Source organism: Achromobacter sp. Root565 (assembly GCF_001427425.1).
Taxonomy (GTDB): Bacteria; Pseudomonadota; Gammaproteobacteria; order Burkholderiales; family Burkholderiaceae_B; genus Achromobacter; species Achromobacter spanius_D.
In genome coordinates this window covers 2,943,696-2,962,049 of record NZ_LMGO01000001.1, presented here as the reverse complement: position 1 = coordinate 2,962,049, position 18,354 = coordinate 2,943,696, and the positions used below count along the sequence as shown (strand labels likewise).

Annotated in this window: 19 protein-coding genes; 15 read left to right on the top strand and 4 right to left on the bottom strand. The window is 63.7% G+C overall.

Annotated elements, in window-relative coordinates; all coding sequences use genetic code 11:
• The 11 genes from ASD71_RS13305 to erpA all read left to right on the top strand — a co-directional run bounded on the left by ASD71_RS13305 (nucleotide 1) and on the right by erpA (nucleotide 9,566).
• The gene (locus ASD71_RS13305) at nucleotides 1-1,095 is read left to right on the top strand and encodes a TRAP transporter substrate-binding protein (protein WP_056564396.1); all 1,095 of its coding nucleotides are present in this window, start codon (nucleotides 1-3) and stop codon (nucleotides 1,093-1,095) included.
• 254 nt (nucleotides 1,096-1,349) lie between these two features.
• A complete protein-coding gene (locus ASD71_RS13300) occupies nucleotides 1,350-2,504 on the top strand; it encodes an ABC transporter substrate-binding protein (protein ID WP_056564393.1) in 1,155 nt (384 codons plus the stop codon).
• A 168-nt stretch (nucleotides 2,505-2,672) separates the two neighbouring features.
• On the top strand, nucleotides 2,673-3,554 hold the full coding sequence (locus ASD71_RS13295) for a branched-chain amino acid ABC transporter permease (RefSeq protein ID WP_056564389.1): 882 nt from the start codon (nucleotides 2,673-2,675) through the stop codon (nucleotides 3,552-3,554).
• A 3-nt stretch (nucleotides 3,555-3,557) separates the two neighbouring features.
• The gene (locus ASD71_RS13290; RefSeq protein WP_056564386.1) at nucleotides 3,558-4,433 is read left to right on the top strand and encodes a branched-chain amino acid ABC transporter permease; all 876 of its coding nucleotides are present in this window, start codon (nucleotides 3,558-3,560) and stop codon (nucleotides 4,431-4,433) included.
• Nucleotides 4,426-5,214: an ABC transporter ATP-binding protein gene (locus ASD71_RS13285; protein ID WP_056564383.1), complete on the top strand. Its 789-nt coding sequence runs from the start codon at nucleotides 4,426-4,428 to the stop codon at nucleotides 5,212-5,214. Before ASD71_RS13290 ends, ASD71_RS13285 begins: the two co-directional genes overlap by 8 nt.
• Nucleotides 5,211-5,921, top strand: coding sequence for an ABC transporter ATP-binding protein (locus ASD71_RS13280; RefSeq protein WP_056564380.1), 711 nt, complete (start codon nucleotides 5,211-5,213; stop codon nucleotides 5,919-5,921). Before ASD71_RS13285 ends, ASD71_RS13280 begins: the two co-directional genes overlap by 4 nt.
• A gap of 302 nt (nucleotides 5,922-6,223) precedes the next feature.
• Nucleotides 6,224-6,652, top strand: a complete 429-nt coding sequence (gene rplM / locus ASD71_RS13275; protein ID WP_056564379.1) for a 50S ribosomal protein L13 — start codon at nucleotides 6,224-6,226, stop codon at nucleotides 6,650-6,652.
• A gap of 9 nt (nucleotides 6,653-6,661) precedes the next feature.
• Entirely contained in the window at nucleotides 6,662-7,054 is a 393-nt protein-coding gene (rpsI, locus tag ASD71_RS13270) for a 30S ribosomal protein S9 (RefSeq protein ID WP_008163098.1), read from the top strand.
• A 196-nt stretch (nucleotides 7,055-7,250) separates the two neighbouring features.
• Nucleotides 7,251-8,315: an N-acetyl-gamma-glutamyl-phosphate reductase gene (gene argC, locus ASD71_RS13265; protein WP_056564375.1), complete on the top strand. Its 1,065-nt coding sequence runs from the start codon at nucleotides 7,251-7,253 to the stop codon at nucleotides 8,313-8,315.
• Nucleotides 8,316-8,358: 43 nt separating this feature from the next.
• Complete coding sequence (locus ASD71_RS13260) at nucleotides 8,359-9,108, top strand: DUF6776 family protein (protein WP_056564373.1); 750 nt, start codon at nucleotides 8,359-8,361, stop codon at nucleotides 9,106-9,108.
• Nucleotides 9,109-9,194: 86 nt separating this feature from the next.
• On the top strand, nucleotides 9,195-9,566 hold the full coding sequence (gene erpA / locus ASD71_RS13255) for an iron-sulfur cluster insertion protein ErpA (RefSeq protein WP_056564370.1): 372 nt from the start codon (nucleotides 9,195-9,197) through the stop codon (nucleotides 9,564-9,566).
• A gap of 94 nt (nucleotides 9,567-9,660) precedes the next feature.
• Here erpA and ASD71_RS13250 read toward each other — a convergent pair whose 3' ends face one another.
• Both ASD71_RS13250 and ASD71_RS13245 read right to left on the bottom strand, forming a co-directional pair.
• The gene (locus ASD71_RS13250) at nucleotides 9,661-10,794 is read right to left on the bottom strand and encodes an anhydro-N-acetylmuramic acid kinase (RefSeq protein WP_056564368.1); all 1,134 of its coding nucleotides are present in this window, start codon (nucleotides 10,792-10,794) and stop codon (nucleotides 9,661-9,663) included.
• 84 nt (nucleotides 10,795-10,878) lie between these two features.
• Nucleotides 10,879-12,288, bottom strand: coding sequence for a peptidoglycan DD-metalloendopeptidase family protein (locus tag ASD71_RS13245; RefSeq protein ID WP_056564365.1), 1,410 nt, complete (start codon nucleotides 12,286-12,288; stop codon nucleotides 10,879-10,881).
• Between the two features lie 257 nt (nucleotides 12,289-12,545).
• Here ASD71_RS13245 and tyrS point away from each other — a divergent pair, with 257 nt between their 5' ends.
• From tyrS to nrdR, 4 genes are all read left to right on the top strand, one after another.
• Nucleotides 12,546-13,775, top strand: a complete 1,230-nt coding sequence (gene tyrS, locus ASD71_RS13240) for a tyrosine--tRNA ligase (RefSeq protein WP_056564362.1) — start codon at nucleotides 12,546-12,548, stop codon at nucleotides 13,773-13,775.
• A 71-nt stretch (nucleotides 13,776-13,846) separates the two neighbouring features.
• Nucleotides 13,847-14,500 (top strand): YbhB/YbcL family Raf kinase inhibitor-like protein, encoded by a 654-nt coding sequence (locus ASD71_RS13235; RefSeq protein WP_056564359.1) that lies wholly within the window; start codon nucleotides 13,847-13,849, stop codon nucleotides 14,498-14,500.
• A 309-nt stretch (nucleotides 14,501-14,809) separates the two neighbouring features.
• Nucleotides 14,810-16,060, top strand: coding sequence for a serine hydroxymethyltransferase (glyA, locus tag ASD71_RS13230; protein ID WP_056564356.1), 1,251 nt, complete (start codon nucleotides 14,810-14,812; stop codon nucleotides 16,058-16,060).
• Nucleotides 16,061-16,280: 220 nt separating this feature from the next.
• The gene (gene nrdR / locus ASD71_RS13225; protein WP_056564353.1) at nucleotides 16,281-16,760 is read left to right on the top strand and encodes a transcriptional regulator NrdR; all 480 of its coding nucleotides are present in this window, start codon (nucleotides 16,281-16,283) and stop codon (nucleotides 16,758-16,760) included.
• Here nrdR and ASD71_RS13220 read toward each other — a convergent pair.
• Together ASD71_RS13220 and ASD71_RS13215 are read right to left on the bottom strand one after the other, a co-directional pair.
• Complete coding sequence (locus tag ASD71_RS13220) at nucleotides 16,757-17,707, bottom strand: GlxA family transcriptional regulator (RefSeq protein WP_056564350.1); 951 nt, start codon at nucleotides 17,705-17,707, stop codon at nucleotides 16,757-16,759. The genes nrdR and ASD71_RS13220 overlap by 4 nt on opposite strands.
• Before the next feature lie 19 nt (nucleotides 17,708-17,726).
• Nucleotides 17,727-18,290: a cysteine hydrolase family protein gene (locus tag ASD71_RS13215; protein WP_056564347.1), complete on the bottom strand. Its 564-nt coding sequence runs from the start codon at nucleotides 18,288-18,290 to the stop codon at nucleotides 17,727-17,729.
• Between the last annotated feature and the right edge of the window lie 64 nt (nucleotides 18,291-18,354).

Here is an 18,354-nt window from a genome sequence, read left to right as displayed (position 1 = left end):
ATGCAACGACGTTCATTCCTGAAGCGCGCCAGCCTGGGCGCCGTCGCTGGCGCCGCGGTCAGCGCGCCCGCGTTCGCCCAGGACATGCCCTCGATCAACTGGCGCCTGTCTTCAGGCTTTCCCAGCGCCCTGGACCTGCGCGTCGGCGCCGCCGAAAACTTCTGCAAGATCGTTGCCGAATCCACGGGCGGCAAGTTCAACATCCGCCACTTTCCGGACGGCGAAGTCGTTGCCGCCGCCGATCTGATGGAAGCCGTGTCCACCAGGAAGGTGGAATGCGGCCACGTCTCCTCGCGCCTCTACTACGCCAAGAATCCCGCCTTCAGCTTCGACGCGGCGGTGCCGTTCGGCCTGAACGCGCGCCAGATGAGCGCCTGGATGAGCGAAGGCGACGGCCTGCGCCTGACGCGCGAACTCTTCAAGCCCGAAAAGATCATCAACTTTCCGCTGGGCAATACCGGCGCCCAGATGGGCGGCTGGTACGTCAAGGAAATCAAGCGCACCGGCGACCTGAAAGACCTGAAGATGCAGGTCGGCGGATTGGCGGGCGACGTGCTGTCCCGTCTGGGCGTCGTGCCGCAGCAGGTCGACTTGGCCAAGCTGGCCGAGGCCTTCGAGAAAGATGGGCTGCAGGCTGTTGCGGGGGCGGGCGCGTATGAAGACGCGAAGCTTGGGCTGAATAAAGTAGCTAAGTATTACTACGCACCCGGGTGGTGGGCGGGCGGTGAACAGCTGTCCCTCTACATCAACGACGAGGTCTGGAACCAGTTGCCCAAGCACTATCAAGCCGTCGTGCAATCCGCCGCACTAGCCGCGCACACCACCGCGACGGCCCGATACGATGCCCTCAATCCCCAGGCGCTGGCGCAACTGACCACGAATGGCGCGCAAGTGCGCGCTTTTCCCCGGTCGATCATGGACGCAGCCTTTGAGGCATCGCAGCAGGTCTACAAGGACTTGGGCGCCAAAGACCCCAGATTCAAGGCATTGCATGATAGTTACATGGGCTTTCGCGACAGCGAGATGCCGTGGTTTCGCCTGACCGAGGGCGCGTTCGGCCAATATCTGGGCGTGGGGCTGTCGGCCAGGAGTTAGGAGGAAGCCGGTGCCGAATGGCATTCGGTGAGTTTCAGGGTTTGTGCTAGTAACCACACGTTTTTTACAAAAAAATGGGCGGTTTTGAGGCTTTTGTTGAACGGCATTCGAGTTTCGGCCTGATACAAAGGAGTAATATCCCGGGTCTTGACGCGCATACATGCGGCCTTTAGGCAGCATCGACGTCAATCCGGCAGGATTACATCAGCCCGGATTACCAATATTCCGAGACAGACTTTAAGGTGGTAACAACCATGCAATCCAAGACCAAAAAGCTGCTGGCCGCGCTGATCGCCGCCGGTATCGTCCCGGCCGCCCACGCTGCCGACATCAAGCTGGGCGTGGCTGAAGCCCTGTCCGGCGGCGCCGCCCAGTATGGCGTGTCGATCCGCAACGGTTTCCAGCTTGCCGCCGACGAAATCAATGCCGCAGGCGGCATCAACGGCAACAAGATCGTGCTGGTGATCGAAGACGAACAAGGCAAGAAAGAAGAAGCCATCAACGTCTTCAAGAAGCTGATCTTCAAGGACAACGTCCTGATGGTCTTCGGTCCCACCCTGTCGAACTCCGCCCAGGCCGCCGATCCGGTCGCCCAGGCCGCCAAGACGGTCGCCTTCGGCACCTCCAACACCGCTGACGGCATCACTTCCATCGGCAACTACGTGTTCCGCAACTCGGTCACCGAAGCCGACGTGCTGCCCGCCACCATCTCCACCGTCAAGGCCAAGACCGGCCTGAAGAACGTGGCGGTGCTCTACGGCAACGACGACGTCTTCACCAAGAGCGGCTACGACAACTTCAAGAAGGCCCTGGAAGACCAGAAGATCCCGGTCACCACGACCGAAACGTTCGCCAAGGGCGACGTGGACTTCAAGGCCCAGCTCACCAAGATCAAGGGCACCAACCCCGACGCCATCGTGCTGTCCGCACTGCTGGCCGAAGGCGCCCCGATCATGGTTCAGGCCCGCCAGCTTGGCCTGAACGTGCCGGTCATCGGCGGCAACGGCATGAACTCGGTCAAGATTTTCGACCTGGCCCCCGGCGGCGCATCGAACAATCTCTGGATCGGCAGCCCGTGGTCGATCGAGAACAAGGCCCCCGAGAACGTCAAGTTCATCGACGCCTACAAGGCCAAGTTCACGAATGCTCCCGACCAGTTCGCGGCGCAATCGTATGACGCCATGTACATCGTCGCCCAGGCCCTGAAGAACACCAAGATCTCCGGCGAACTGGCCAAGGATCGCGCTGCCCTGCGCGACGCCCTGCCGGCCGTGACCTGGACCGGCGCCACCGGCCCGTTCAAGTTCCGCCAGGCCAACGATCGCGCCGGCAAGCCGGCCGGTTACGACGCCGACCAGGCGCCGATCGTCAGCGTGACCAAGGACGGCAAGTACGTCATCGAGAAGTAAGCAGTACGCATCCCCGCGCGGGGGGATGCGCCTTGCGGATGGCCTCACGGCCGTCTGCAAGGCGCTTTTTATCGCAGGGCCGTCCCAAGTAGAAAGCTTCCCCGGAAGCAGAAAAGACCTCGCTGTGGGCACGGCGAGGTGGCCCTCTCAGATCTGGAAAGTCCCATCATGTTCGAACAACAATTCGTCAATGCCTTGTCGCTGGGCTGTGTGTATGCACTGTTCGCGCTCGGCTTCACGCTGATCTTCGGCGTGCTCGGGGTGATCAACCTGGCGCATGGCGCCGTCTTCATGGTTGGCGCCTACGCGGCACTTGTCGTGGTTCAGCAGTTCAGCCTGCCCTTGTGGGCCGCGCTGATGGTCGCGTTCTTCGTCGCCGGCTTTACCGGGGTCATCATCGACTACCTGGTCCTTAAGCCGCTGCGCAAGCGCAACGCACCCCACCTGATTCCCATGATCGCCACCATTGGTGTCGGCATCATCCTGAACAACGGCGCCCAAAGCATCTTTGGCGCCAGCAACCTGCGCTTCCCGCACGGCACCGTGCCCGAGGAAGTCATCGAAGTCGCCGGCCTGCATCTGACCGTCATCGAGCTGGGCATCATCTTCCTGTCGTTCGCACTGATGGCCGTGCTGATGTACGTCATGCGCCGCACGCAGTTCGGCCGCGCGCTGCGCGCTATTGCCGAATCGCCCAAGGCGGCCTGGCTGCTGGGCATCAACGTCGAAAAGCTGTTCATCACCACCTCGTTCGCCGCGGCCGCCTTGGGCGGCGTGGCCGGCGTGCTGATCGGCTTGTACTCGAACGCGCTGTTCCCGCTGATGGGCCAACCGATGCTGCACAAGGGCATCGCGGTCATCATCCTGGGCGGCATGGGGGACATCCGCGGCGCCATGCTGGGCGGTCTCTTCCTGGGCTTCGCCGAGGTGCTGTCCGTGGCTTACATCGGCTCCACCATGCGCGACGCGGTGGCTTTCGGCCTGCTGTTCCTGATCCTGCTGGTCCGCCCGCAAGGTCTGTTCGGCAAAGTGGTTCAACGCAAGGCTTAAGGTATGAGCGGATTCGAAAATTTCTGGGCCATCTACGGCAACCTGGTGCTGACGCTTGGCACCAATGCACTCCTGGCCCTCTCCATCTGGCTGACGCTGGCCTGCGGCATGCTGGCCATGGCCAACGCCGCCTTCATGGGCATCGGGGCTTACACCGCCGCGCTGCTCACCATGAATTACGACGCCCCGTTCGCGGTGGCGCTGGCTGGCGGCATGGCCGCGCCCGCGCTGGTGGCGGCCTTGATCGGCCTGCCAACGTTGCGGCTGTCCGGGGTCTACCTGGCAATGGCCACCCTGGGCTTCGGTGAAGTGGTCCGCGTGACCATCCTGAACACCGAGTCCCTCACGGGCGGCGCGCTGGGCCTGAACGGCATTCCGCAGCTCACGCAGTGGTGGCACGTGCTGCTGTCCGTCATCATCGTGCTGTTCGTGCTGTGGCGCGTGCGTGCTTCCAAGATCGGCCGTTCCTTCGACGCCATCCGTGGCGACGAGACGGCGGCTGGCCTGATGGGCATCAACGTGCGTTCGAACAAGATGCTGGCCTTCGTCGCCGGCGCGATGATCGCCGGCCTGGCCGGCGCACTGAACGCGCACCTGACGTTCTTCATCGGTCCCAACGAATACGGCTTCGACCGCGGCGTCGAAATCCTGACGATGGCGATCCTCGGCGGCATCGGCGGCCTGGCCGGCCCCGTGATCGGCAGCTTCATCATTACGGTGCTGCCCGAATTGCTGCGCGGATTTGCGGATCTGCGCCTGATCGCGAATGGAGTGATCCTGGTGGTGATTGTGTTGTTCCTGCCGCAAGGCATCTGGGATCCGGCGCGCTTCAAGCGCTGGATGCGTCAAAGCCGCCAGGGAGGGAAGCGTCATGCTTGAGCTGTCCTCCGTCTCCAAGAGCTTTGGCGGCCTGCATGTGCTGCATGACGTCAGCCTGTCCGTGCCCGAAGGCGCCATCTTCGGCCTGATCGGCCCGAACGGCGCCGGCAAGACCACGGTCTTCAACCTGATCACCGGCCTCTTGCCGCCCAGCGGCGGCGCCATCACGTTCCAGGGCGAAAGCGTCCTGCGCAAGAAGCCGCACAGCATCACGCGCATGGGCATTGCCCGCACGTTCCAGAACATCCGCCTCTTCAAGGAGATGACGCTGCTGGAAAACGTCGTCGTGGGCGCCTACCGGCACATGAACTACGGTTTCCCCAGCCTCCTGCTGGGCCTGCCCGGCTACCGCGAGCACGAGCAGCGCGCCCGTGAGCGCGCGCACGAACTGCTGACGTGGATGCGCCTGGATCACAAGGCCAACGATCTGGCCGACAACCTGTCCTACGGCGAGCAGCGCCGCCTGGAGCTGGCGCGCGCGCTGGCCACCGAGCCCAAGCTGCTGCTGCTGGACGAGCCCGTCGCCGGCATGAACACCGGCGAACGCGCCGAACTGATGCGCGAGATCCTGGCGATCCGCGATCGCGGCTACACCATTCTCATGATCGAGCACGACATGCGCTTCGTCATGGGCTTGTGCGAACGGATCGCGGTGCTGAACTTCGGCAAGATCATCGCCTGCGGCGGTCCCGAGGAAATCCGCAACAACGAGCAGGTCATCGAGGCCTACCTGGGCCGCGAAGACGACGAAGACACCGAACAAGCGGAGGCCGCCAAATGAGCGCCATGCTGGAAGTCCGCGGACTCGAGGTCAACTACGGCCACATCGAAGCCGTGCGCGGCATCGACCTGGACCTGAACGCCAACGAAATCACCGCCCTGGTCGGCGCCAACGGCGCCGGCAAGTCGACCACGCTGCTGGCGCTGTCGGGCCTCTTGCCCAAGGCGCGCGGCCGCATCCTCTTCGAGGGTGAAGACGTCACCAACCTCGCGCCGAACCAGTTGGTGTCGCGCGGCATCGTGCAGGTGCCGGAAGGCCGGGCCATCCTCACCACCATGACGGTGCTGGAAAACCTGGAACTCGGCGCCTACCGCCGCGGCCTGAAGAACGTCGCCACCGACCTGGAATACGTGTTCAACCTGTTCCCGCGCCTGAAGGAGCGGATCAACGGCATGGCCGGCAACCTGTCGGGGGGCGAACAGCAGATGCTCGCCATCGGCCGCGCCTTGATGGCCAAGCCCCGTCTGTTGCTGCTGGACGAGCCGTCGATGGGTTTGGCGCCGATCGTGGTCCAGGAAATCTTCCGTTCGCTGCGCGCCATCAACGCCGACGGCCTCACGCTGTTCCTCGTCGAACAGAACGTGCGTCAGGCCTTGAAGATCGCGCAGCACGGCTACGTGCTCGAAAACGGCGCCCTGGCGCTGAAGGGCACCGGCCGCGAACTGCTGGGTCATCCCCGCGTTCTGGAAGCCTATCTGGGCGCCTGAACGGGCAGGGGCTTAATCTGTCCCCTTGAATAGATTTGCGGCTGCCGCCTGTGGCGGTCAGCCGCAAGCCATCTGGAATCTTTCCGCTTGCCCATTTTTTGAGCATCCGTGTTAGAATTTCAGGCTTTCCCTCATTTTGACCTTTGCACGGGCGGATTCATAACGCTTAGGCGGGGGGCGATAAGGGCTGGAATTTGTAGGCCAGGGGCTGAAACCCAGGGGCTGCAATTTGCGGTCTAGTTTGGGAAAGAACACTGGCGGGATGTTCCGGCCAGAGCAAATTTTTATTCTTAGGAACCATCATGAAGACCTTTGTGGCCAAGCCGCATGAAGTCCAACGTGACTGGTTTGTGATCGACGCCAAGGGCAAAGTCCTCGGTCGTGTGGCCAGCGAAGTCGCACGTCGTCTGCGTGGCAAGCACAAACCTGAATTCACGCCTCACGTTGATACCGGTGACTACATCGTCATCATCAACGCGTCCGATATCGTTGTTACCGGTGCCAAGGCGAAGGATAAGAAGTACTTCCGCCACACGACGTACCCGGGCGGTATCCGTGAAACGAACTTCGAGAAAATGCAAGAGCGTTTTCCCGGCCGTGCCATTCAGAAGGCTGTCAAGGGCATGCTGCCCAAGGGTCCTCTGGGCTACGCCATGATCAAGAAGCTTAAGGTCTATGCCGGTGCCGAGCACCCGCATACCGCCCAGCAGCCCAAGACGCTGGATCTCTAAGGAAACGCCATGATCGGTAACTGGAATTACGGAACCGGCCGTCGCAAAACTTCGGTGGCTCGCGTTTTCATCAAGAAGGGCACTGGCAAGATCGTCGTCAACGGCAAGCCCGTCGACGAGTTCTTCGCTCGTGAAACCGGCCGCATGGTCGTGCGCCAGCCGCTGGAACTGACCGGCCACCTGGAATCGTTTGACATCAAGGTCAACGTGCACGGCGGCGGCGAAACCGGCCAAGCCGGCGCAATCCGTCACGGCATCACGCGTGCCCTGATCGATTACGACGCCACGCTGAAGCCCTCGCTGTCGCAAGCTGGCTTCGTCACGCGCGATGCCCGTGAAGTCGAACGTAAGAAGGTCGGCTTCCGCAAGGCGCGTCGTCGCAAGCAGTTCAGCAAGCGTTAATGCCCTGCAAAAAGCCCGCTTCGGCGGGCTTTTTGTTTTTGGGCCGGCAATGCTGCGTCATCGCCGGCCCTGCGTGGAACTCCGCGCCGCCCACCCGGTCGGAAAAAAGGTTTGCAGTGCCAAATCCGGCACGCCGGTGCAATCCCCCGTTTCCCGAGCGATACAATCGTCATTCGTTCTCCGAAGAGCATCCATCATGGCCCAAGCATCGAACACCCGCATCAAGGTTGGTATCGTCGGCGGCACCGGATATACCGGCGTCGAACTGCTGCGCTTGCTGTCGCAGCATCCCAACGTGGAACTGACTGCCATCACGTCCCGCAAGGAAGACGGCCTGCCCGTCGCTGACATGTATCCCAACCTGCGCGGCCGTGTAAAGCTTGCCTTCTCGGCCCCGGAAAAGGCCTCGCTGACGGACTGCGACGTCGTCTTCTTTGCCACGCCGCACGGCGTAGCCATGGCGCAAGCGCAAGAGCTCATCGCCGCCGGCACCCGCGTCATCGACCTGGCCGCCGACTTCCGCCTGCAGGACATCCCCACGTTCGAGCGCTGGTACAAGATTCCCCATACCTGCCCGGACATCCTGGCCGAATCGCAATATGGCCTGGTGGAACTGAATCGCGAGGCCATCTCCAAGGCGCGCGTCATCGGCAACCCCGGCTGCTACCCGACCACGGTGCTGCTGGGCCTGGCGCCGCTGCTCGAAGGCGGCAAGCCGCTGGTCGATACGCAAACGCTGATCGCCGACTGCAAGTCGGGCGTGTCCGGCGCGGGCCGCAAGGCGGAAGTGGGCTCGTTGTTCTCCGAAGCCTCCGACAACTTCAAGGCCTACGGCGTGGCCGGCCATCGCCACCACCCCGAGATCTCTGCCCAGCTGGAAAAGCTGGCTGGCGGCAAGGTGGGCCTGACGTTCGTGCCGCATCTGGTGCCGATGATCCGCGGCATGTTCTCCACCATTTATGCCCGCATCAACCCCGAAGCGCGCGATACCGACTTCCAGGCCCTGTTCGAGCAGCGCTATGCCGATGAACCCTTTGTGGACGTCATGCCTGCCGGCAGCCATCCCGAAACGCGTTCGGTGCGCGGTTCCAATAACCTGCGCATCGCGCTCAGCCGCCCGGGCAACGGCGACCTGCTGATCGTCATGGTGGTGCAGGACAATCTGGTCAAGGGCGCCGCCGGCCAGGCGGTGCAGAACATGAACCTGATGTTCGGCATCCCCGAAACGGTCGGCCTCGACCAGGTCGCCATTCTGCCGTAAGGCCAGGGCGGCCCGCTCCAGCGGGCCGCCAACCCTGCTCTTTATGCCCGCAGATCCCTCAGCCCGTCCCCAGCCGCGCGCCAACCATAGCGCAATCGTGCGCCTATGCGCGATGCTGCTGTTGGGCGTGCTGGTGGGCGGGGCTGCCGGGTTCTTTCACGCGCGCCACCTCTACCGCCCGCAGGACGCCGTGGTCATCAGTGTCCAGCAGGCCGAGGCCCAGGACGAGGCCATGCGCCAGCAGGCCACGCAGCTCCGGTACATTCGCGGCCAACTCGATACCGCCGACGGCGAACTGGTCATTGAGCGATCCGCCCGCCAGGAGCTGGAAACCCAGCTTCACGCCGCGCAGGCCGAGGTCGGCCGGGTGCGAGACCAACTGGCGTTCTATGAACAACTGCTGCCGCCCGGTCCGGAAGGGTCCGTGGATATCCGCGGCGTGCAGATCGACCGCGAAGGCGGCGGTCTGCGCTACAAGGTGCTGCTAATGCGCAGCGGCCGCAATGGCGGCACGCCTTTCGCGGGCGCCCTACGTTTTCAGGCCACCGGGATGCTCAAGGGCGAAACCGTCACCGTCGACCTTGCTCCCATGCAAGTCAAGGCCGAAACCGGACCCGTCACGGCCACGGGCGAGAACCTGGCTGCCGCCTCGCTCGCCCTGCAGTTCGATCAGTACCAGCGCAGTCAGGGCATCCTGGCCGTGCCCGACGGATTTGTCCCCGAAAGTGTGACTGTCAGCGTCCTCGAGGGTGAAACCGTCCGCGCCTCGCGCAGTGTCAAACTGGAACTTTGAGTCTGGTCAAGCCCTGCGCTATAGTGACACCATACGAGCGGCGACGCCGCTCACTGAAATATGGCCGAATCGGCCAGGAGTGAACCATGAATGCAGTGACCGAAACCGTCGACCTTCAGGCCCCCCCGCCTATCCCCCTGGTGTTCACCGACTCGGCTGCCGCCAAAGTGAAAGACCTGTTGGCCGAAGAAGGCAACCCCGAACTGAAGCTGCGCGTTTTCGTGCAGGGCGGCGGCTGTTCCGGCTTCCAGTACGGTTTCACGTTTGACGAAGTCGTCAACGAAGATGACACCGTGCTGGACAAGGACGGCGTGCAACTGCTCGTCGACCCGATGAGCTTTCAATACCTGGTCGGCGCCGAGATCGACTACAAGGAAGACCTGGAAGGCGCGCAGTTCGTCATCCGCAATCCCAACGCCAGCACCACCTGCGGCTGCGGTTCCTCGTTCTCGGTGTAATCGCCCAGGCAGGAAAGACAAAAGCCCTTCGGTTTGCCGAAGGGCTTTTTGCATTGGTGCGCTGATTTCGTGCCGATCATTGCGATCACCCGCATCAAGCGGGATACAAAGCCCCCAGAATTCTCGGTCCCCGTGCGCCAGTCACACTGGGCAGCCCGGCAGGCTTGCCCATCATGAACGCATGCGCCAGCCAGGCAAACGCCAAGGCTTCCACCTGCTGTGCTGGCACTCCAAGGTCATCGGTCGGACGAACGGGACGCTGCAGACAATACGCCAGTTCCTGCATCAGGCCGGTGTTGTAAGCCCCGCCGCCGCACACAAAGACTTCCCGCGTGCCCGCGGCGGCCCGGTCGATGGCGTCGGCGATGGTCCTGGCGGTCAAGCGCTGCAGCGTGGCCTGAACGTCCTGGGGAGCGGGCGCGGGGCCGTCGAACTCCGCCAGCCGGGCGTCCAGCCATTGCATGTTGAAAAGGTCGCGGCCCGTGGATTTGGGTGGCGGCAGGCCGAACCACGGTTCGCTGCCGATCAGTTGTTCGAGCAGGGGCGCCAGCACCTGTCCCGAGGCGGCCCAGCGGCCGCCTGCGTCATAAGGCCGGCCCAGATGGCGCTGGCACCAGCCGTCCAGCAGCACGTTGGCCGGACCCGTGTCAAAGCCGCGCGCCGGCTGGCCGGGCACGAGCAAGGTCACATTGGCAATGCCTCCCAGGTTCAGCACCGCGCGGCCGTGGCTGTCGCCGAAGACGGCGGCGTGAAAGGGCGGCACCAGTGGCGCGCCCTGGCCGCCAGCGGCGACGTCGCGCGTGCGGAAATCCGCCACCACCGCAATGCCGGTCAGTTCCGCCAGCAAGGCAGGCGCATTGAGCTGCAGTGTGTAGCCCAGGTCAGGGCGGTGCCGCACGGTCTGGCCGTGCGCGCCGATGGCGCAGACGTCGTCCGCAGCCACGCCGGTATCCGCAAGCAGCTTCGACACAGCCTGGGCATACACGCGCGCCAGCGCATTGGCCGCCAGGGCGGCGCGGGCAAGCTCGTCGCCGCCCGAGGCATTCAGCGCCAGCAGCTCGCGCCGCAGATTTTCTGGCATGGGCAGGCTGGCATTGGCCAGCACCTGCGGCGTGTGGCCGTCTTCGAGCCGGGTCAGCACGCCGTCGACGCCGTCGACGCTGGTGCCCGACATCAGCCCGATGTAGAGCGTGCGGCGGTCATGCTGCAAGGGCGGGGTGGCATTCACGGGCGCCTCCAAATAAAAAAGGCGGCTGGGGCTTGTCGCCCCGCCGCCGCACCCGCTGCGCGCGGGCCTGTTTGTCGACCCGCCTTATCGGCTGGCCACGTTGGTCAGCGCGTCGGGCAGCGTCTGCTGGAACTGCGTCAGCAACTGGATCTGCTGCTTGTAGGGGTCGACCGCCTGGTTGAACGCGCGGACTTCCGCGGGTTCGAGGGCGCGGGCCACGGGCAGGTCCACCGACAGCGGGTCGATGGGCTGGTTGTCGACGCGGAACTCGTAGTGCAGGTGCGGACCGGTGGCCCAGCCGGTGGAACCGACATAGCCCAGCAGTTGGCCTTGCGACACCTTGGAGCCCTTGGTGACGCCTTCGGCGATGCGGCTCTGGTGCGCGTACAGCGTCGAATACTTGCCGTGGTGCTTGACGATGACGACGTTGCCGTAGCCATTCTGCCAGCCCGAGAATTCGACCGTGCCGTCCGCGGTAGAGTGGATCGGCGTGCCCGACGGTGCGGCGTAGTCGACGCCCTTGTGGCCCGTCCAGGTCTTGTGGATGGGGTGCATGCGCATGCCGAAGGTCGAGCTGATGCGGCTGAACTTCAGGGCGGTGCGCAGGAACGCGCCGCGCAGGCTGGTGCCGTCGAAGTCGTAGTAGGAGCCGGACTTTTCGTCGGGGCTGAACCAGACGGCGTTGTAGGTCTTGCCGCCGTTGATGAACTCCAGGGCCAGCACGCGGCCAGCGCCGGCGTAGCGGCCGTCGTGCGAACGCACTTCATAGACCACGCGGAATTGATCGCCCTGGCGCAGGTCGCGCAGGAAGTCGATCTTGGCGCTGAGGATGTCGGCCATCTGCATGGTGACCGAGTCCGGGATGCCAGCGGAGTCCGTGGCGCCGAAGAGCGAGGACTTGATGGTGCCGACGGCAACGCGGGTCTGGCGCTCGGTGCTTTCGGTGACTTCCTCGGCCTTGTAGCTGTCGCCGGTCGGGGCCACGTGCAGCATGCGCGTCACGACCTGCCCGTCGGTTTCATTGCCGGGCGTGTGGATGTAGCGCAGCCAGACCAGGTTGCCCTGTTCGTCCGTGGCGGCTTGCACCGAGCGGCCGGGATACAGCTTGTAGATGCTGCGGGCGCTGGCGTCGTGCGTCAGGAAGGATTGCAGGTTGGGCGCGTCGAGTTCCAGGCGCTGCAGCACTGCCGACAACGTGTCGCCCGGACGGATCCGGGTTTCGCTGATGTAGGGGGCGGCGCTGGGCGTGCTGACTTCGACTTGCTCGGCGGTCAGCGGCAAAATGCTCTGGATGACGCGCGAGGGGGGGAGTTCGGTGCGGTCGGGTTGCTGCACCATGCCGAGAGCGGCGGCGCCTGCGAACAGACCAATTGCGGTGACGAGAAGCGTGCGGCGGAGAAGTCCCGAGCGATGCGGCTTGGGCTCAACGGGCGCAAATACGGCAGCGACTTTGCGCTTGATGCCACTCGCCAGTTCGTGGAGGCCACGATTCATCGTGAAAATACCCTCTCAGGTGGCTTGAACTCGCAGGGTGCGGTACACGTACGGCCCTCGCGCGCCACGTTTCCGGGGCAAGGGCTGGCGCGAGGGCGCATCTTGTGAACAAGGGATGGTAGAGCGAACGCACCTGCGTACATATGGCAGTTGCGTATGATTAGGCCGGTATCCTAGCCGATTCGGCTAGAATTTACGATAGTTTTCGTCACTTTTTACACCTTTTTGTCGGCTGAAGCCGCATTGGCCCCCCTGTCATGTCACCCACCGAAGCCCCCATTACTCCCGAAGTCGAAGCGGATCTGCGTATAGCCAAGCGCGGCTGCGATGAACTGCTGGTCGAAGCCGAATTCGCCCGCAAGCTGGCCAAGAGCCGCGCCACCGGCGTGCCGCTGCGCATCAAGCTCGGCCTGGATCCGACCGCGCCGGACATTCACCTGGGCCACACGGTGGTGCTGAACAAGATGCGCCAGCTCCAGGACCTGGGACACAACGTCATCTTCCTGATTGGCGACTTCACCTCCACCATCGGCGATCCCAGCGGCCGCAACAGCACGCGCCCGCCGCTCACGCGTGAGCAGATCGAGGCCAACGCCAAGACCTATTACGCCCAGGCCAGCCTGGTGCTGGATCCGGCCCGCACCGAGATCCGCTACAACTCCGAGTGGTGCGATCCCTTGGGCGCGCGCGGCATGATCCAGTTGGCATCGCGCTATACGGTGGCCCGCATGATGGAACGCGAAGACTTCACCAAGCGCTTCAAGGGCGGCATCCCGATCTCGGTGCATGAATTCCTGTATCCGCTGATGCAGGGTTACGACTCGGTCGCGCTGAAGTCCGATCTGGAGCTGGGGGGCACCGATCAGAAGTTCAACCTGCTGGTCGGGCGCGAACTGCAAAAAGAGTATGGACAGGAGCCGCAGTGCATCCTGACGATGCCGCTGCTGGTCGGGACGGACGGCGTAGAGAAGATGTCCAAGTCCAAGGGCAACTACATCGGCATTTCGGAGTCGCCCGATTCCATGTTCGGCAAGCTCATGTCGATCTCCGATACGCTGATGTGGCGCTACTTCGAGCTGCTGTCCTTCCGCTCGCTGGAGGATATCGCGGCGCTCAAGCAGGAGATCGACGGCGGCCGCAACCCGCGCGACGCGAAGGTCATGCTGGCCCAGGAAATCATCGCGCGCTTCCATTCCGCCAAGGCGGCAGACGATGCGCTGGCGTCATTTGAGGCGCGTTTCCGCGATGGCGCCATTCCTGAAGACATGCCTGAAGTCAACATCGGCGGCGCGCCGGTGGGCATCCTGAAGCTGCTGCGCGAGGCCGGACTGGTCGCCTCCGGCTCGGAAGCGCAGCGCAATGTCGAGCAGGGCGGCGTGCGCGTCAACGGTGATCGTGTGGAAGACAAATCGTTGCAATTGCCGGCTGGGACTTACGTCGTTCAGGTGGGCAAGCGCAAGTTTGCACGTGTTAACTTGAAGCCGTAACTGCGAAGTTTTGATACGCTCAGGGATCACACGGGCGCTTGGCGCCTCTGCGGCATTTAAAGGAGCACGACATGGAACTTTCGAGTTTGTCTTTTTCCGATCACGAGTCGATTCCCGAACGCTACGCTTTCGGCAAGATCGATGCGCAATCGCACGTCGCGCTGGCAGATAACTTCAACCCGCAGTTTTCCTGGGACGACGTCCCGGCGGGCACGCAGTCGTTTGCACTGATCTGCCATGATCCCGATGTGCCCTCGCGTCCTGACGACGTCAACCAGGAAGGCCGCGAAGTGCCCGCCGACCTGGCTCGCGTGGATTTCTTCCATTGGGTGCTGGTCGATCTGCCGGCCGACCTGCGCGAGATCGACGAAGGCGCGTTTTCCAACGGCATCACGCCACGCGGCAAGGGCGGCCCGCTGGCGCCCATGGACGCTCGGCAAGGCATCAATTCCTATTCGTCGTGGTTCGCCAATGACCACGACATGAGCGGCGAGTATTTCGGCTACGACGGCCCGTGCCCGCCCTGGAACGATGCCCTGGTCCATCGTTACATCTTCACGCTGTACGCGCTGGATGTGCCCAGCCTGAACCTGCAAGGTTCGTTCAACGGCGAAGACGCGCTGCGGGCCATTCAGAAGCACGTGCTGGCGCAGGCGTCGCTGACCGGCACCTATACGCTCAATCCGGAATTGGCGCCCAAGCAAATCGGGGCCACGTCGGCCTGACTGCGCCGCCATGTACGCAGGGCCGCCAAGGGCGGCCCTTTTTATTGCCCATCGCCGTTTACATGAATCTTTCTCAAGTCGTCATGAGGGGTGTTTCCGGGCCCGAGGCGATGCCGTGGTTTTCGCGCCCGTGCGCCGGAATTTGGCCCGGTTCTATCCGTTTTGAGCGCAAATGATCCCGCGTGACGGGGTAAACTACTCAGCATTCTGCGGGTTTACCCACCCGCCGCCGTTTTCTCGTCGGCCGATTTCTTCTCTTGTTTTCTTCTCTCGTTTTCTTCCCCTTTACCGCCTCAGGAAACCCCCGTCATGTTTGACCGCAACCTCACCTTGTCCAAGGCTGACCCGGACGTTTGGGCCGCCATCCAGAAGGAAGACCAGCGCCAAGAGCAGCACATCGAGCTGATTGCTTCGGAGAACTACGCCAGCCCGGCCGTCATGGAAGCGCAAGGCACGCAGCTCACGAACAAGTACGCCGAAGGCTACCCGGGCAAGCGCTACTACGGTGGTTGCGAGTATGTGGACGTGGTCGAGCAACTGGCCATCGACCGCCTGAAGCAGATCTTCGGCGCCGAAGCCGCCAACGTGCAGCCCAATTCCGGCTCGCAGGCGAACCAGGGCGTGTACATGGCTGTGCTCAAGCCGGGCGACACCGTGCTGGGTATGAGCCTGGCCGAAGGCGGCCACCTGACGCATGGCGCGTCGGTCAACGCCTCGGGCAAACTGTACAACTTCATCTCGTACGGCCTGGACGAAAACGAAGTCCTGAACTACGAGCAGGTCGAGCAGCTGGCCAAGGAGCACAAGCCCAAGCTGATCGTGGCTGGCGCTTCGGCCTACGCCCTGCATATCGACTTCGAACGCATGGCCCGCATCGCCCGTGAAAACGGCGCGCTGTTCATGGTCGACATCGCCCACTACGCGGGTCTGGTTGCCGGCGGCGCCTACCCCAACCCGGTTCCGCACGCCGACTTCGTCACCTCGACTACGCACAAGTCGCTGCGCGGCCCGCGCGGCGGCGTCATCATGATGAAGGCCGAGCACGAGAAGATCATCAATTCGGCGATCTTCCCCGGCATTCAGGGCGGTCCGCTGATGCACGTCATCGCTGGCAAGGCCGTGGCCTTCAAGGAAGCGCTGGAACCCGGGTTCAAGGACTACGCGCAGCAAGTGGTCAAGAATGCCAAGGTCCTGGCCGACACGCTGGTCAAGCGTGGCCTGCGCATCGTCTCGGGCCGCACCGAAAGCCACGTCATGCTGGTGGACCTGCGTTCCAAGGGCATCACGGGCAAGGAAGCCGAAGCGGTGCTGGGCCAGGCCCACATCACGGTCAACAAGAACGCCATCCCGAACGACCCGGAAAAGCCCTTCGTGACCAGCGGCATTCGCCTGGGTACGCCAGCCATGACCACCCGCGGCTTCACTGAAGCCGACGCCGAGCTGACCGCCAACCTGATCGCCGACGTGCTGGACAACCCGCGCGACGAAGCGAACATCGCCGCCGTGCGCGCCAAGGTCAATGAACTGACCTCGCGCCTGCCGGTGTACGGCAAGAAGTAAGCAGGTGTCCGGGCGCGGCCTTGCCGCTACCGGGCAGCATCAGACCAAGGGACGTCGCCGCAAGGCGCCGTCCCTTGGTCTTTGTGGGCGGGCAGGGGGCATCCTGCCGCACGATGGGGCGATCCGGCGCCGGCGCCGGATTCGTCCCTAATGATGCTTTGCATCAAGCCATCGTTACAATATGCTCAATTATTGCCTTCAGCGCCTTTAGGGATCACACATGCGGTGTCCATTTTGCGGCAATGCCGAAACGCAGGTCGTCGACAGCCGGGTCTCCGAAGAGGGCGACGCCATTCGCCGTCGCCGCCGCTGCCTCTCCTGTGACAAGCGGTTCACCACCTATGAACGGGTGGAGCTCGCCATGCCTTCGATCGTCAAGCGCAATGGCAGCCGCAGCGAATATGATCCGGTCAAATTGCGCGCCAGCCTCAGCCTGGCCCTGCGCAAACGCCCCGTCAGCACGGAAGACGTGGACGCGGCCGTGGCGCGCATCGAGGAACAACTGCTTGCCAGCGGCCAGCGCGAAGTACCCTCCGAACACATCGGCGAACTCGTCATGACCGAACTGCGCAAGCTCGACAAGGTGGCCTACGTGCGCTTTGCCTCGGTGTACAAGAGCTTCGAGGACATCGGCGAATTCGTCGAGGCCATCCGCGAAATGCAGGGGCCGCTCCTGCCGGGCAAGTTGCGCAAGGACTAGCGCCGCATCAGACTTGGCGTCAGGGGCTGGAACTTGCGCCATACGCGGCGCATGTGTTGCGCCGATCCGAACCCGGACTTTTCCGCCACGCGTTCCAGGTCCAGCCGGGTGTCGCGCAGCAGGTCGCGCGCCAGCGCCACACGAATTTGGTACAGATAGTCCATCGGCGTGCAGCCTGCGTGTTCACGAAAGAGGCGCGTCAGGTGCCGGGCGCTGGTGTGCGCCTGATCCGCCAGCGACTGGGCCGACCAGGGCGCGGCCGGATCGCTGATGACGGCGTCCTGGACCCGGTGCACGCCCGGGTGCATGTGGCTGCGATGGTCCAGCCAGGGCGACAACGCCGAATCCGAGCCGGCGCGGCGTTGGTAAACGACCATGTCGCGCGCCGCCTCGCTGGCCGCGCGGGGGCCGCAATGGCGCGACACCATGTGCAGCGCCAGATCGATCCCGGCCGTGATGCCCGCGCTGCTGACCAGATTGCCATCCTCGACGAAAATGCGGTTGTCCAGCACGCGGGCGGTGGGATCCAGGGCCGCCAGCTGTTCCAAACAGGTGTGATGCGTCGTGCATTCGCGCTGCCGCGTCAACCCGGCCGCCGCCGCGAACAGCGCGCCCGCGCAGACCGTCATCAAGGTGAAGCCGTCAGCCGGATGCCGGATGGCCAGCCAGTCGACGATGGCGCGGGCATCGTCGTCGTCCAGGCGCGTGTGCTTGCCCACCACGCCCGAGATGATGACCAGGGCATTGCGGGGCACGGCAGCCGGCAGCGGTTGCACATGCGCCAGGTGCAGGCCGGGGATGCCGCTTTCGACGTCGCGGGAAGGTCCGCAGAAATGCTGCGCGAACGTGTCCGGGCACAGCTTGTTGGCTACGCGGAAGGCTTCCGCCGGACCCGCGAGGTCCAGCAGCACAATGCCCCGCGGCACCACGAAATACACCGGGATCATCTGCGCCTCCCGCCGGACCCTACGCCGCCAACGCGTCGGCTGCGCGCACGATGCGGGCAAAGCGGCCGTGCAGGACCAGCTCGGTCCGGTCGCGGATCTCGGCGGGCGTGTAGGTCCTGCCGGACGGGCTTTGCATGGCGAAGGTCAGCGTCGCGTCAGTGGGAAACACCACCTTGAAGCCGGCGTCGCTGGCGTGGCGTGACGTGGTTTCGCAGCATTGTTCCGTACGGATGCCGGCCACGATGATGCCTTCCACGCCATGCTTGAGCAGCCAATCGTGCAGCGAGCCGCCGTTCTCGTCCTTGGCGTACAGCGAGGAATGCACCGTCTTGTGGAACACCGCCGTGGGCGAAATCCGCAATTCCTTGAGCGTCTTGACGTGGCCGGAGGCGACCGAAAATGGATTGGCGGGGTCGTCGGAGGGGCTGGTGTGGAATACCTGCAGGACGGGGATATCCTGCGCGGCGGCGGCATCGATCAGCGGCTGGATCTGCGAAAGGAACGCCGGGTACTCCGATTCGTCCCAAAACGGACGTTGGCGGAAGGATTCTTGGACGTCGATGACGATAAGTGCCTGTTTCATTTCCGGGGCTCCTGGCCGTGAATTCGAGGGGGTGACGCCATTTTTACTCCCGTTCCGGTCTGCG